We start from the raw sequence: 13968 nt of genomic DNA, 5'->3' as shown, positions 1-13968 counted from the left end.
CCGGAAATGTGCAGGACAAATCGATGGAGGCAAAAGAAAGAGGCCGGGAATTTCCCGGCCTCTTTCTTTTTGGCTGGACTCGATACCCCGGTTCGAGCTTTGCTCGATACCGCCGGTTTGCGCTGTACTCGATACCACAGCGTTTTCCGGCGGGAGCCTTGAACAAGGCGCGACAGCATGCTGACACGCCACCGTTTCCAGCCTGCTACTTGACGATGACGATGCTGGTGTTGGTCGCCCCGAAGGTTTCGACGAGCTGGTAGAAATCGGCGGCGTTGTCGGGGTGCAGCCGCACGCAGCCATGCGACGCCGGCTGGCCGAGGCGCTTGATCGCATAGGTCGCGTGCACCGCATAGCCGCCGCTGAAGAAGACCGAGTGCGGCATCGGGGCGTTGTCGTATTTCTTCGAGTACCACATTTCATGCATGCGGGTCGGCTTGAACGAGCCGGTCGGCGTCACATGGGCCCGGTCGCCGGTGGAGACTTTCCAGGCGAAGGTCGGCCGGCCGTCGACGGAGACTTCCATGATCTGCTGCGAAAGCGAAACGCGCGCCACGATCTTGTTGGCGGCGTGCGCCGCACCCGAGCCAGCGCCGAGCAGCAGTGCTGCACCAGTCAAGGCAGCGGCGGTGATGTTGATGAGCTTGGCGGAAATGGCGGTATGCATGATGAAGTCCCCTCTCTCTCTGCCGGTTAGGCCGGCTCCAATTCGATGGCCGCTTATCCCAACCTCATGTTTCGAGGAGATTTCGCAAAATGCTCACTTCTGTTTCGAATCTGTTTCCACTGGTTAACAAACGCCTCCTTCTAAGCCTGGCTAGAACAGGCTCGGCAGGCCCGCCCAGCCAAGACCAAGAGTCGGGAACATGAGTATCCGCCCCCAAACGAAAGTGCGAATCGGCGTCATGTGAAAGAACAGCCGTCGGCATCGAAACCAACTTGCAACAAAGCGCGGCTCCTAGCGGCATGATCCGGATACGGGCCGCGAGCAAAGTTGACGCAACGAAAACAGCCGGTAACGAACATGGGAACGAAATCGAACGCGCTGTCCTGGCTTCTCAGGATCAGCATCGCGGCAGCGGTCATCGGCGGCGTCGGCACGGTTGCCGGCACCCCGCTGACAAGCCTCGGCGCGATGACATCAGGCGAGATTTCGACGCTGCATGCCGCACTGTTTTTCGCCACGGTCTGGATTGTTTCCAGCCTGCGCATCGCCCGGCTCAAGGCCCTCTGGCGGGTCGGCCTTAGGCTGACGGGTTTGCGCGGCGCCTCCGGCAACTTGCTGCCGAGAGGACCGAAGGCCCGCGCCGCGACGGGGGGCTCCGTGGGCGGCGCGGGCACTTCGGGGGTATCCTGAAGCGACCCGCAACAGGTTCATTTCTAGGGAATTGGCATTTTTGGGGAACTGCGACGATGAAAACGAAATTCGCTGCTTCGGTGCTGTCCGCACTGCTTTACGCCCAAGGCCTGCTCGGCTTTGCCGGTCTTGCCACCATGCTTCTCAGGGACCGCGCCCATGCAAGCGAACTCACCATGGGCAGTGACATGCCGGTGGGGCCATCGCTTCTGCTGGTACGCTGAGTATCAGGAGCATCGGGCCCAGAGATGGAAAATCCGATGCCCGAAAAAAGGGATTGCGCCAGTACCCGGCAGTCAGTCGGCGAATTGCCGCGGCGGATCGAACCGATAGCCGGCTCCACGTATTGTGGTGATGGTGTCGGTGTCGAGCTTGCGGCGCAGCCGCACGATGCGCGAATCGATCGAACGATCGAAGGCGTCGGCGTTTTCGGCCGGTGCCGCGGCGATGATGTCGTCACGCGTCAGCACCTTGCGCGGACTGGCCAGGAACAACCTGAGCAGCGCCACCTGGCCGGGCGAAAGCTGTTCCTCGGAGCCGGAGCGATGCATGACCATGGCCGATCTCAGATCGACGGTCGCGTTCTCCAGCACGATCAGTTCCTGGGTGCCCCTGCCGCGACGCGAAAGCAGGCCGCCGACACGGGCGGCCAGTTCACGGACATTGAGCGGGCTCTCGACGACGTCGGCCGCACCAAGCTCCAGCGCCAGCACCTTGTCGACAAGATCGGCCGGCCGGCAGATGAGGATAAAATCCGGTCCGCCCTCGCCGCCTCCTCCTTGGCCGCCATAACGTCTGAGCAGGTCCCGCCCCTCCGCCTGGCTGAGGCTGTCGCCGACGACGACGACGTCGATGCCCTTTCCCGACAGCAGCGATTCGGCCTCCCAGGGCTGACGTGCCTGATGCACATCGTGGCCGCGCCGCTCGAGATGGTCGGCGAGTTCGGTCGCCACCACTTCGGCTACCGAAACGAGCGCAATAACGGATCGTGCGGCCATCTTTTCCAACCGTTCCCTGGCAACCCGGATATGAGTGCTGGACATGATGTTTATACCCAATCTACTTTCCACTGAAAGTGGGAGCGAAAGCATCGTGCGGGCAAGAATTGTCATCGTCGAGGACGAGCCCGACCTCAGGGACGCGGTCGCCGAATATCTTGGCGCATCCGGCTATGACGTGGCCACCGCTGAAAGTGCTGCCGCGGCGCGCAGCCTCGTTGAAACGCAATCGTTTCATCTCGCCATTCTCGACATCGCCATGCCCGGCGAGGACGGCCTCTCGCTCGGCCGCTGGCTGCGTTCGAAACTGCCGATCGGCATCATTTATGCCACCGCGGCCGGCACTGCGCTCGACCGCATCGTCGGGCTGGAACTCGGTGCCGACGACTACATCGTCAAGCCATACGAATTGCGCGAAGTGCTGGCCAGGGTGCGCAGCGTGTTGCGCCGGGTTCCCCAGCCGAAGGAGCTCCAGGACAACAAGGCCGGGACGGATCGCCGTTCCGTTACCTTCGGCCCCTTCCAGGCCGATCTCGACGGCAGGCTGGTCACCGGCGCCAATGGCGCGGTGATCGACATGGCCAAGAGCGAGTTCGACGTGCTGGAGATTTTCCTCACCCGCGCCAATCGGCTGCTGACCCGCGCCGCTATCTCCGAGGCGATCGGTTTCACCGAAGATCCGGAATCGTCACGCGCGGTCGACATTCGCATCATGCGGCTACGCAAGAAGATCGAGGCCGATCCCGCCAATCCGAAATTCCTGCGCACGGTGCGCGGCGAGGGCTATATCTTCTCGCTGCCGGCCGGCGACGGCAACTGAGCACCGGGCCAGAAGGATTCGGTTGCTCGCCAGCCGAAATTGGCACGACTCCGAATTGGCGCGACTCCGGAATGACGGCACAAGATGATCGCTGAAGCAGCAAGCACCGATATGCAAGGGTTCAGGCAGGGCGCGGCGATGGCGGCCGTGCGCGTCGTTCGCCGGCTTCGCGAGGCTGGCGACTGGCAGCGCGAGATGGACGGCATACTGGAAACGCTCTGCCGGGCCATGGATTGCCAGCGCGGCATCCTGTTTCGCTTGCGCGAACTGCCCGGCCAGGGCTTCGCCCAATCCGTCGCCGCCTATTGGATCGACCCTCTTTTCGGCGGCGAACTGGCGTCGCCGACCGTCATCATGCAATCGATCGTCAATTCCGACCCCCTGCTGGAGCGGCTTGCCGAGGACGAACGGCAAGGCAAGATCTTCGCCGGGCACACGCGCGACCTCGAAGGCTTCCTGAGGACCGATTTCGAGAAGCAGAACATCAAATCGTTCCTCTCGGTCTCGGTCTTCGCGCATGGCCATCTCTGGGGCACGCTGGCGGTCAATGACTGCGTCAACGAGCGTGCATGGACGGACGAGGAAGAGGCGACGCTGCATATCATCGCGCTGGCCATCGGCGACGCCATCGAGCGCTCGCCCTCGGACGCCCACGCCAGCGAGGTCATTCGCCGCACCATGCTGCAGGCCTCGCTCGACGCCATCGTCGTCATCGACGAGACCGGCTCGATCATCGAATTCAATCCGGCTGCCGAGAAGATGTTCGGCTTCCAGCGCAGCGACATCCTCGGAAAGGACCTGCTCGATACGATCGTGCCGATCTACTACCGCAAGGGCTATGCTTCGGGGGCCGAATACATGTCCGGCCGCGGTGCGCCGATGGTCGGCCAACGGCTCGAGACGGTGACCCAGAACGCCGCCGGCGAAGTGTTCCCGATCGAGCTGACGGCGACCGAGATGCGGGTTGCCGACCGCCGCCTGATCTTCGGCTCCATCCGCGACCTGCGCGACAAATTGCGCGCCGAGGAGGAGATCGGCCGGCAGCGCGAGAAGCTGCACCAGAACGAGAAGATGGCGGCGATGGGTTCGTTGCTGGCCGGCGTCTCGCACGAGCTCAACAACCCGCTGGCCGTGGTGGTGGCGCAATCGACGCTGCTGCACGAATTCGCTTCCGACCCGCAGACCAAGGTGCGCGCCGAGAAAGTCCGTGCGGCCGCCGAGCGCTGCGGCCGCATCGTCAAGAGCTTCCTGTCGATGGTCCGCCTCCATCCCGCGGCACAAGCCGAAACCGACCTCAACCAGGTGATCCGGTCGGCACTCGAAGTGACCGCCTATGGCGCGCGCTCAAGCGGCATCACCATCGACACCGATTTCGCCGCCGGCCCGCTGCTGGCCATGGCCGACGCCGACCATGTGACGCAGGTGGCGGCCAATTTCCTCATCAACAGCCAGCACGCCTTGGCCGGCATTGCCGGCGACCGGCTGATCAAGGTGCGGACGTTCCGCAGCGACCGCGGTCATCCCTGCTTCTCGGTCGAGGACAATGGGCCCGGCGTGCCGGAAACGATCCGCGGCCGCATCTTCGAATCCTATTTCACCACCAAGCCGGTCGGCGTCGGCACCGGCATCGGCCTGTCGATCTCGAAATCGATCATCGAGCGGCACAATGGCAATGTCTGGTTCGAGGAAGTGCTCCCGAGAGGCGCGCGCTTCGTCGTCCAGCTGCCGGCCATCGTGGCCGGCCTCGCCACCGCCGGCGACAACCAGCCGCGATCGAGCGGCCTGCGGCATGCCTTGATCATCGACGACGAGCCGGATGTCGCCGGCTCGCTCTCCGACATTCTCGAACTGATGGGCATCAAGTCACGGATCGTTCCTGTCTGGGAATCGGCCGCCGCCACTTTGAGCGGCCACATGCCGCCGGACATCGTCTTTTCGGACCTGCGCATGCCCGGCGTTAGCGGCATATCGATCTATCGCGAGTTGCTCGCCGAAAAGCCTGATCTGGCACGGCGTTTCGTGCTGGTCACAGGCGACCTGATCGGTGCGAAAGCCGAAATCGAGGCGCTGCCGGCACAGCAGCGGCCGCAGATCCTGGAAAAGCCGTTCAGCACGCTGGATGTGCGCAGTGTGCTGTCCGCCATTGCCGAACAGGCGGTCTTGAAAGGATAAGGAAGAGGCCCCCGGGGCCGAAGAAGAGCGCACTGGAGGGAGCGCTCGGGGAGTCCGGAGCATGATCCCAAAGCGGGAACGGTTTCGGATCATGCTTCGACAAAATCAGAAAATATTCGGCGTGTCGGCCAAGGGCGCGGCATAGGCGATCATGCGGATGGCGCGGTTCTTGTGTGTTCCGGACTGTTCGGCGATGGCGCGCAGGCAATCGATACTCTCGGCACCCCAGGCCTGGCCCTTGCAGGCGAAGTCGGTCACCGGCACCGGCAGACGCGCGGTCCTGGTCGTCGTCTGCGCGCCGTCGATGAGATTGGACGGCGGATTCAACGAAGCGAAGGCCGGCCCGATTGTCGGCGTGAACGCCATGCCGACGAAGGCGCAAGCAGCCAGCACCATGAACATCGCCATGGGGTGGTCGCTGGCCCGCTGGCGCAGCGCCAGTTTCGGACGGCGGTCATTGCGTTCTGGAGCCTGAAGGCGGCTCTCGCCGCGGATCGTCTGGATTTTCGCATGCATTGCCTTCCCCTTCGCTGAGTTTCTTTTGGCGGTGAAATGAACTTATCCGCACTTTGTAACGACGATGGGGTGGCGAAGGACTGGCACTGTAACGAGTTCGAAACAGCATTCGGGCGAAGTCGGGCAAAATCGGGCATAGCTTCGACGGCGCTCGGGCTCGAGGCGCAACCCGACCGATCTTGCCAAACAGTTTTTCGAAAAGACCAGGCTCAGGCCGGAGCTTGAAGCTCGGCAATGATCTTGTGCGCGGCGATACGCCCGGCAATGATAGCGCCCTCGACATACCCCGGAAACGACGGCGAGAGTTCTGAACAGGCGAGATACACCGGGGGTGCGCCGGCAAGGATCGTTCGCTCGGCATCTCTTGCTGTCACGTCGACAACAAGATCGCTGTACGCGCCGCCGCTCCAGCGATCTCCTACCCAGTCACGCAAACTGAAATCGATGACGTCGCCGGCACTCGGGCCAAGGGCTGCCTCCAACCGGCCGGTCACCTCCGCACGCAGTTCCGGCTCGCCGAGGTCGCGCCAGCGCAGCGCGAGCGGCCCGCCGACGAACACGACGAGCGCGGCATGCTCGACATCCTTGCCAGCGTCGCAGGCAAACAGTCCCGGCGGATCGAGCCACATCACCATGCCGTTCAAATCCCGCCCGCGCCAAAACGGTTTGGCATAGCGCACCAGGATCTTGATAGCCGCGCCGCTTTTCCAGGCGCCGAGCGCCCGCCCCAGTCCAGCCGGCAAGGCAGGGACAAAGGCGAGCTCCGTCACCGTCGCCGGGGGGACGGCAACCAGAACCGCGCGCGCCGCGATGGCACTCCCGGCCGAAACGACAAGAACACCTTGCGAACTGTGCTCGATGCGCGTGACGGGCTCGCTGAGCCGCAACCGATCGCCAAGGTCGCGGGCCAGATCGTCGGCCAGTGAATGCATGGTTTCGCGCACGAAATATTGCAGCTCCGGCACCTCGTTGGTGACGCGTCGGTCATTGTCGATCAGATACCAGAGAGGAATCCGATCCAGCGCCATGCACCAGAGACCTTCGATCATCGAACGGAAGACGGCCCTGGCATCGGCGGAATCGCGCTGGCGGGCAAGCCAGTCGGCAACGGCCAGTCCGGCAATCGAGACGTCGTCCGGATCGATCCCGTTCATGCGCTCGCGGATTGCCATTGCCGCGTCATAGATCCGCTCTGCTCTTTGTACGGACATCGTCGGCTGGGTAATGAAATCGCCATCGACATAGGTTTCAACCAGCGTCTTGCCGCGTGCTTCGACCAGGGCCATCAATTCCGGCATGTCCTCGCACAGGAACTGGCCGCCACTATCGATCCGTTCGCCAAGTCCGTTCAGTCGGGACTCGACGCGTCCGCCAACGCGGTCGCGTGCTTCGAGCAGGATGAAATCGATGCCGGCCTTCTTCATCTCGAGCGCCGCCGACAGGCCTGTGAAACCCGCACCGACGATGACGACATCGGTTCGCTCGAATTCGCCGCCCTCATCCGTGAAGGTCTTCAGCATTGCCGGCTATCCACCCAGTCGCATCCGGCTTCCACAGACGAAGTATGTCCTTGTCGACATATGCCGGCGGGCCGCACACGCCATGCCGCAGGCTTGTCTCTAACCTATCGTTTTCTCGAGCATATTGAGCCAGTTGCGATAGGCGATTTTTTCGATCAGTGCGCGGCCGAAACCGCGTGCCGCCAATGCATCGATCAGCTTCGGCAGGCCGGCGACATCCCCGATGACGGCCGGGATCATGGCGCCGTCGAAATCGGAGCCAAGACCAACGCCATCCTCACCCAGCGCCTGCAGCAGCGAATCGATATGCCGCACCATGATATCGAGGCTGGTGTCGGCATTCATGCGACCGTCCTCGCGCAGGAAGCCTGTTGCGAAGTTCAGCCCGACCATGCCGCCGGTTTCGCGGATCGCGCCGAGCTGCCAGTCGGTCAAGTTGCGCGAATGGCCGCAGATCGCGTGCACGTTGGAATGGGTCGCGACCAGCGGCGCATCGCTGAGCGACGCGACATCGCGAAAGCCCTTCTCGTTGAGATGCGACAGGTCGATCATGATCTTCAACTGGTTGCATGCCTTGACCAGCGCCTTGCCGGCATCGGTCAGGCCGGGTCCGGTGTCGGGCGAGGACGGGAAGCGGAACGGCACGCCGTGGCCGAAGGCGTTCGGACGGCTCCAGACGATGCCGAGCGAGCGCAGGCCGGCTTCATGCAGCACGTCGAGCATGGTGAGCTCGGGATCGATCGCCTCGACCCCTTCGATGTGGAACACCGCGGCGATCGAACCTTGCGCCATGGCATTGCGCACATCGCCGGCGCTGCGGCAGACGGTGAGCGCTCCGGCCCGTTCCAGCCTGAACAGGATCGAGGCCATGGCGATCGTCGAGGTCAGCGCCTCATTGCGCGGAACCTCGGGCGGCAGCGGTTCGGCGACGCTCGGCGCCAGGGGCACGGCGCCGCGCCTGGATCTCTCGACAGGCGGCGGAAAGATGGCGAACATGCCCCCGGCGAAGCCGCCGGCTTTCGCGCGTGGCAGGTCGATATGGCCGCCCGATTTCCCCTCGATGAACAGTTTTTCGACGTCCGTGTCTTTCGACTGATAGAGTCTGAGCAACGTATCGTTGTGGCCGTCGAAGACGGGAACGAGATCGGTTTCGGTCATTGGGGGATCATTCGGTTCGTTTGTCGGCGCGGCGGCTAGGATATATCCTATCTACTTAGGCAGGATGCGCCACCCGCGCAAATGCCAAAGCCGCCCCGGCAGGATGGCAGCCGCTTGCCGCGCCGTTTCCAAGCAACGAAATCCCTACCGCTTCAGCACGTCGGCCCATTCCTGATGGCGGCGGAACTGGGCGTTGGCGAACGGGCAGAGCGGGATGATCTTCTTGCCTGCCGCACGCGCATCCTCAACGGCGCGGGTGACGAGCCGAAGCCCGGCACCCTGGCCGCGAAAGACGTCCGGCACTTCGGTGTGGTCGATGATGATCTGGTGCTCACCGATCTTGGTGAAGGTCATCTCGGCCTCGGCGCCATCGGGTCCACGCAGGACATAGCGGCCCTTGGAACCGCGATCCTCAAGTTCGATCTCAGGCAGTTGTTCAGGCATCGCTATGCTCCTTGGGCAGCATCGGCAAAGAACCGCCGTGCCGCCTCGATCTCGTTTGGCCGCACCTCGTGCCCGCCATCGTGCCATTCCACTGTGACATCGGCGCCGTCGGCACGCAAATAGGCCTCGAGCCGCGTGGTCAGGTTCGGCGGACAGATCGGGTCGCGCTTGCCGGCGGTCATCAGGATATGGCGGCCGGCGAGGCTGCCCTTGACCTGCGGCTCGAACGGGATCAGCGGATGCATCAGCACCGACGCGTCGAACAGCGCTGGAATCGCGAACACCACGGAGGCCAGGAACATTGGCGCCGTTGGAATAGCCGAGACCCAGCACGGATGACGGCTTCGCTGCTTCGACATGGGCCTTGACGAAGCCCGCCATCTTATCCGTCGCCCGCGCCAGATCGTCCATATCGTAGACGCCCTCGCCGGTGCGGCGAAAGAAGCGCGCGGCACCCTGTTCCAACACATCACCGCGCGGCGAGATGATGGTTGCCTGGGGCGCGAGATCGCGCCCCAGCGACAGAAGCTGGTTCTCATCGGCCCCAGTGCCATGGAAGACGAACAGCAATGGACCGCCCGGCGAACCGGGCAGCAGCTTGTGGATGTAAGCGTCCTTGCTCATGACCTCAGCCTTCCAGGCTCTGCAGATGCTGTTCAAGATACGGCCGCAGGTGCTGATGCTGCGACGGCAGCTTCAGCGCTTCGCCCAGATGAGCGGTATCCTCGTCGCGATCGAAACCCGGCTCGTTGGTGGCGACTTCGAACAGCACGCCACCCGGTGTGCGGAAATAGATCGCCCAGAAGTAGTCGCGATCGATCACCGGCGTCACCCCATAGCCCGTGTCCATCAACGCCTTGCGCACCTCGAGCTGCCTGGCGCGGTTCTCGACCGCGAAGGCGACGTGATGGACGGAGCCGGCACCGAGATCGGCGAAGGCCGTGCTCGGCAGCGATTCGATGTCGATAACATCGGCGCCATTGCCGTTCTTCACCGCCAGCCGCCTGAGATTGCCGGACTTGTCGACTTCCTCATAGCCCATGAACTTCAGCAGCTCCTCAGTGGCGCCGCCATCCTTCAGCCTGAGCGATACCGAATGGAAACCGCGGATCGCCTGGTCGACCGGAACACCGCCTTTCGCCCAGGGCGCTCTGCCGTCGCCCTTGCCCTCGACCAGCGCGAAGCCGTCACCATCCGGTCCGGCAAAAGCCAGGCGCTTCTCGCCGAAGGTCTCTTCGCGCGAGAGGCCGGTGACGCCCTCATCGGCAAAACGTTTTTCCCAATAGGCAAGCGTGCCTTCCGGCACCGAGTAGACGGTGGTTCCGACTTCGCCGACGCCATGCCGGCCCTTGCCGATGTCGGGGAAAGGGAAATAGGTCATCACCGAACCCGGCGTGCCGGTCTCATTGCCATAATAGAGATGATAGACGTCGGGCGCGTCGAAATTGACAGTCTTCTTGACCCGGCGCTGGCCGAGTTTCCTGGTGAAGAAATCGTTGTTCTGGCGGGCATCCCTGGCCATCGACGTGACGTGATGCAGGCCCTTGATCTGGTCGAGCATTGTCTTGCTCCTTCCCTTGGTACTTGTGCGGCCCTCGCCGCTGTCCATGCCAATATGAGGACCCGAGCAGTTTACGCAAAGGCGGCAAACACAGAATGGACTGTGTCGCAAAAGTGAACGATGGAACAGAGTTCGTTCACCAATTGGCTCGCAGAGTCGGGCTTGCGCCGTGGCCAGAATTCGTTTCCATGAACGGCATTCGACATTCCGGGACAAAGGTATCGTGAGTGACTGGAAAAGCCAGGCGGCCCAACATTCTCCTGATCACATGCGATCAGTGGCGTGGCGATTGTCTGTCCGCAGCCGGTCATCCGGTTGTGCAGACGCCGAACGCCGACGCACTGGCCGGAGAGGGTGTGCTGTTCAAGCGGCACTATGGCGGCGCGGCGCCCTGCTCGCCCGCCCGCGCCTGCCTCTACACCGGTCTCTACCAGATGAACAACCGCGTCTGCCGCAACGGCACGCCGCTCGACGCGCGCCACGGCAACATCGCGCTCTCGGTTCGCGCTCTGGGCTATGATCCGACGCTGTTCGGCTACACCGACGTCTCGCTCGATCCGCGCCTGCTGGCGCCGGGCGATCCGCGGCTGCAAAGCTATGAAGGCGTGCTGCCGGGCTTTACGGTGCGCCAGTTGCTGCCGGAGCACCAGAAGCAATGGCTATCCTGGCTGGAGCTGCAAGGTGTCGACGCCAGCGCCGGCTCCCCCGACATCCACCGTCCGCTGGCCGACGGCGCCGGGACCACCATCAGCAACGCGCCGCCCGTCTACCGCGGGCAACAAACCCCGGCGGCCTTCCTGACCGGCGAATTCACGCGTTGGCTTGGCGAACAGGAGCACGCCGCGCCGTGGTTCGCGCATCTTTCCTTCATCAGCCCGCACCCGCCCTTCATTGCCCCGGAGCCCTACAATACAATGTACGATCCGGCTGACGGCCCGGCCTTCCGGCGCGCGGCAAGCTGGCAGGAAGAGGCGGAAAACCATCCCTATCTTGCCTATGATCTCGGCCGGCAGAAACAGATAAAATTCCGGCCCGAAGCCAGAGGCAAGGTGCACGACTGGAGCGAAGACGATTTTCGCCGCATCCGCGCGATCTATTACGGCATGATTTCCGAGGTCGACGCGCAGCTCGGCCGCGTCTGGCAAGCGGTTAAGGCCGCGGGCGCGTGGGACGACACCATCATCGTGCTCACCTCGGACCATCCCGAGATGATGGGCGACCATTTCATGCTGGGCAAGGGCGGCTATTTCGACGGCAGCTACCACATTCCGCTGATTGTCCGCGATCCGCGCCACGGCAAGGCTGCCGGCGGCCGTGTCGACAGCTTCACCGAAGCGGTCGACATTTTGCCGACCCTTCTCGACCTGCTCGGCGAAAAGCCCGCGCCGCATCTCGACGGCGCCTCGCTGAAGCCGTTCCTGAGCGGAGAAACCCCTGCGGCGTGGCGCGATGCCGCGCATTGGGAGTTTGACTTCCGCTCGATTGCCGCGGGCGAGGCCGAAAACCATTTCGGCATCGCCGCACGTCAATGCAACCTCGCCGTTATCCGCACGGAAAATTTCAAGTATGTGCATTTCGGCGGCAACCTGCCGCCGCTGCTGTTCGATCTGGAAAACGATCCGGGCGAGCTGGACAATCTCGCGGCCGACCCCAGTCATCTCACCGTGCGCCTGGAATTCGCCGAACGGCTGCTCGCCTGGCGGGCCGAACATCTCGACCAGTCGTTGGCACTGGCCGAATTGACCGAGAACGGCCTAGTCGGCCATGCCGCTGGCCTGCCACCTGGCCACACATAAATAAAGCCCGCGCCGTTGCCAGCGCGGGCTTCATTTGGCTGAACAGAATTACCTTACGATCATGCGCTGCTGATCGCGCTGTTCGGCATAGCTGCCCTTGTCATAGGCGGTTTGAGCCTCAAGCTGTTCCTTGGTGAAGGTCGTGTACAGGTATTTGTTGCCGTCCTTGTCGGTCATGAATTTGAGATTATCCATGCCGACCGCGACTTCCTTCTCGCCAATGCCGAGGAAGCCGCCGACGTCGACGATCACCGCGTCGGCCTTCTTGTCGGGCGCAAGCACGACATCGCCGATCTCGCCGACCCTGGCGTCGTTGGCGCCGTAGACAGTCGTGCCCTTCAGGTCATCGGCACGAATCTCGCCGACCGGCATCTCGGTCAACGTCGACTTGTCGATGGCGGCAGTCTGTGTCTGGTCGGGAGCCGAGGCGTCAGGGGTCGTCGCGGCCGGAGCTTCGGCGGTCTTGTCTGCCGGAGCGACAGCAGGAGCCGTGGTGTCAGAGGGCACAGCTGCCGGAGCGGTGGCCGCAGGCTCATTGGAAGCCGTCGTTGCCGGCGCCGGATCATAGGCCTTGCGGTCGAAATCCGGCTGCGCCTGCAGCTCTTCCTTGGTGGTCTGGGCGACCAGCCAGCGGTCGCCATCCTTCTCGGCCCACTGCGCCTTGGAGAAGTCATAGGTGACGTTCTTGGCGCCGAGACCAAGGAAACCACCAACACCGATGACAAGGGACTCGGCCTTGCCCTCCCTAGTCAGCACGATGTCATTGACGTCACCGATATTCTGCGCGTCGTCGCCGGTGCCGTTATAGACGTTTTCACCGATGATGTTGGTGGCAAGGTTACCATCCGCGCGCTTCACCGGTTCCGCCGGTGCGGCGTTCATGTCGGCCGGCTTTTGTGCCGTATCCGTCGTAGCGGGTGCCGTCGGTGCTGTCGCGTCGGTCGATGCGGCAGGCGCCGGGGTCGGCGCGTAGGGCTTGCTGTCGAATTCTGCCTGTGCCGTCAGCTCGTCCTTGGTCGTCTGGGCTACCAGCCAGCGGTCGCCATTCTTTTCGGCCCACTGCAGCTTACCGTAGTCGAAGGCGACGCTCTTGGCGCCGACGCCCAGAAAACCGCCGACGTCGATGACAACGGATTTCGCCTGCCCATCCTTGTCGAAGACGACGTCGCTGACCTTGCCGATGTTCTCGGCGTCATCGCCGGTGCCGTTGTAGACGGACTCACCGATGATGTTGGTGACGATGCTGCCCTCTGCGCGGACCGTCGCGACGCCTGACTCCTGAACGGCTGGACTCTGCGCCGGCGCTGGGGTCGTCGCACTCTGCGCATGAGCTGCGGTGGCGATCAGCGTTGCGAGTGCGGTGGTGGCTAAAAGATTGCGGATCATGATAGTCTCTCCTCGTGCCTGATCTCATGCGCCGCGTGTTCGTTGGAAAATCGGACGCGGCATCTACAGGTTCACAACGTTGTGACCAGTCTGTTGTTCCGACAAAACCGCTGTCGTCGGGGAAACGAAACCACAGAAATGATCGCGCCGCCGGGCAGCCACCCCGTGGCAAGGGAACCTTTCCGTCGCCGCCGCGTTTCAGCCATAGGCTGGGTGTCCGGCCGCTTTTGGCTGACACGG

The 13968-nt window shown here is 63.2% G+C and carries 13 protein-coding genes and 1 pseudogene; 5 read left to right on the top strand and 9 right to left on the bottom strand.

Annotation, left to right across the window (positions count from 1 at the left end; all coding sequences use genetic code 11):
• Positions 1-205: 205 nt before the first annotated feature.
• Positions 206-667, bottom strand: a complete 462-nt coding sequence (locus tag NKI99_RS20795) for a L,D-transpeptidase (protein ID WP_023811018.1) — start codon at positions 665-667, stop codon at positions 206-208.
• 357 nt (positions 668-1024) lie between these two features.
• Here NKI99_RS20795 and NKI99_RS20790 point away from each other — a divergent pair, with 357 nt between their 5' ends.
• Positions 1025-1357, top strand: a complete 333-nt coding sequence (locus NKI99_RS20790) for a hypothetical protein (protein ID WP_023811017.1) — start codon at positions 1025-1027, stop codon at positions 1355-1357.
• Between the two features lie 56 nt (positions 1358-1413).
• Positions 1414-1581, top strand: a complete 168-nt coding sequence (locus NKI99_RS20785) for a hypothetical protein (RefSeq protein ID WP_023811016.1) — start codon at positions 1414-1416, stop codon at positions 1579-1581.
• A gap of 72 nt (positions 1582-1653) precedes the next feature.
• On the opposite strand, the gene NKI99_RS20780 is transcribed toward NKI99_RS20785, so the two are convergent.
• Positions 1654-2355: a response regulator transcription factor gene (locus tag NKI99_RS20780; RefSeq protein WP_127271440.1), complete on the bottom strand. Its 702-nt coding sequence runs from the start codon at positions 2353-2355 to the stop codon at positions 1654-1656.
• A gap of 46 nt (positions 2356-2401) precedes the next feature.
• Here NKI99_RS20780 and NKI99_RS20775 point away from each other — a divergent pair, with 46 nt between their 5' ends.
• Together NKI99_RS20775 and NKI99_RS20770 are read left to right on the top strand one after the other, a co-directional pair.
• Positions 2402-3175, top strand: a complete 774-nt coding sequence (locus NKI99_RS20775; protein ID WP_352611813.1) for a response regulator — start codon at positions 2402-2404, stop codon at positions 3173-3175.
• Between the two features lie 84 nt (positions 3176-3259).
• Positions 3260-5347 carry an ATP-binding protein gene (locus tag NKI99_RS20770; RefSeq protein WP_352611800.1) on the top strand — a complete coding sequence of 696 codons (2088 nt, stop codon included), beginning with the start codon at positions 3260-3262 and terminating at the stop codon, positions 5345-5347.
• A gap of 105 nt (positions 5348-5452) precedes the next feature.
• Here the strand turns inward: NKI99_RS20770 and NKI99_RS20765 are convergent, their stop codons facing one another.
• The 6 genes and pseudogenes from NKI99_RS20765 to NKI99_RS20740 form a co-directional block, all read right to left on the bottom strand.
• Positions 5453-5863 carry a hypothetical protein gene (locus tag NKI99_RS20765; RefSeq protein WP_023811012.1) on the bottom strand — a complete coding sequence of 137 codons (411 nt, stop codon included), beginning with the start codon at positions 5861-5863 and terminating at the stop codon, positions 5453-5455.
• 209 nt (positions 5864-6072) lie between these two features.
• Positions 6073-7383 (bottom strand): flavin monoamine oxidase family protein, encoded by a 1311-nt coding sequence (locus NKI99_RS20760; RefSeq protein WP_352611799.1) that lies wholly within the window; start codon positions 7381-7383, stop codon positions 6073-6075.
• 99 nt (positions 7384-7482) lie between these two features.
• Positions 7483-8541, bottom strand: a complete 1059-nt coding sequence (locus tag NKI99_RS20755; protein WP_352611798.1) for a dipeptidase — start codon at positions 8539-8541, stop codon at positions 7483-7485.
• Between the two features lie 144 nt (positions 8542-8685).
• Positions 8686-8985: a GNAT family N-acetyltransferase gene (locus NKI99_RS20750; RefSeq protein ID WP_023811010.1), complete on the bottom strand. Its 300-nt coding sequence runs from the start codon at positions 8983-8985 to the stop codon at positions 8686-8688.
• 2 nt (positions 8986-8987) lie between these two features.
• Positions 8988-9609 (bottom strand): annotated as a pseudogene (locus NKI99_RS20745) (alpha/beta hydrolase).
• A gap of 4 nt (positions 9610-9613) precedes the next feature.
• Positions 9614-10546 carry a VOC family protein gene (locus NKI99_RS20740; protein WP_127295186.1) on the bottom strand — a complete coding sequence of 311 codons (933 nt, stop codon included), beginning with the start codon at positions 10544-10546 and terminating at the stop codon, positions 9614-9616.
• 227 nt (positions 10547-10773) lie between these two features.
• Between NKI99_RS20740 and NKI99_RS20735 the strand changes: the two genes are divergently transcribed.
• Positions 10774-12342: an alkaline phosphatase family protein gene (locus NKI99_RS20735; protein ID WP_352611797.1), complete on the top strand. Its 1569-nt coding sequence runs from the start codon at positions 10774-10776 to the stop codon at positions 12340-12342.
• A 48-nt stretch (positions 12343-12390) separates the two neighbouring features.
• Here the strand turns inward: NKI99_RS20735 and NKI99_RS20730 are convergent, their stop codons facing one another.
• Positions 12391-13728, bottom strand: coding sequence for a PRC-barrel domain-containing protein (locus NKI99_RS20730; RefSeq protein WP_352611796.1), 1338 nt, complete (start codon positions 13726-13728; stop codon positions 12391-12393).
• Positions 13729-13968 lie beyond the last annotated feature (240 nt).

Source organism: Mesorhizobium sp. M0239 (assembly GCF_040321815.1).
Classification (GTDB): Bacteria; Pseudomonadota; Alphaproteobacteria; order Rhizobiales; family Rhizobiaceae; genus Mesorhizobium.
Note: the sequence above shows the minus strand (reverse complement) of the source record. Positions and strands in the feature narration are given on the sequence as shown.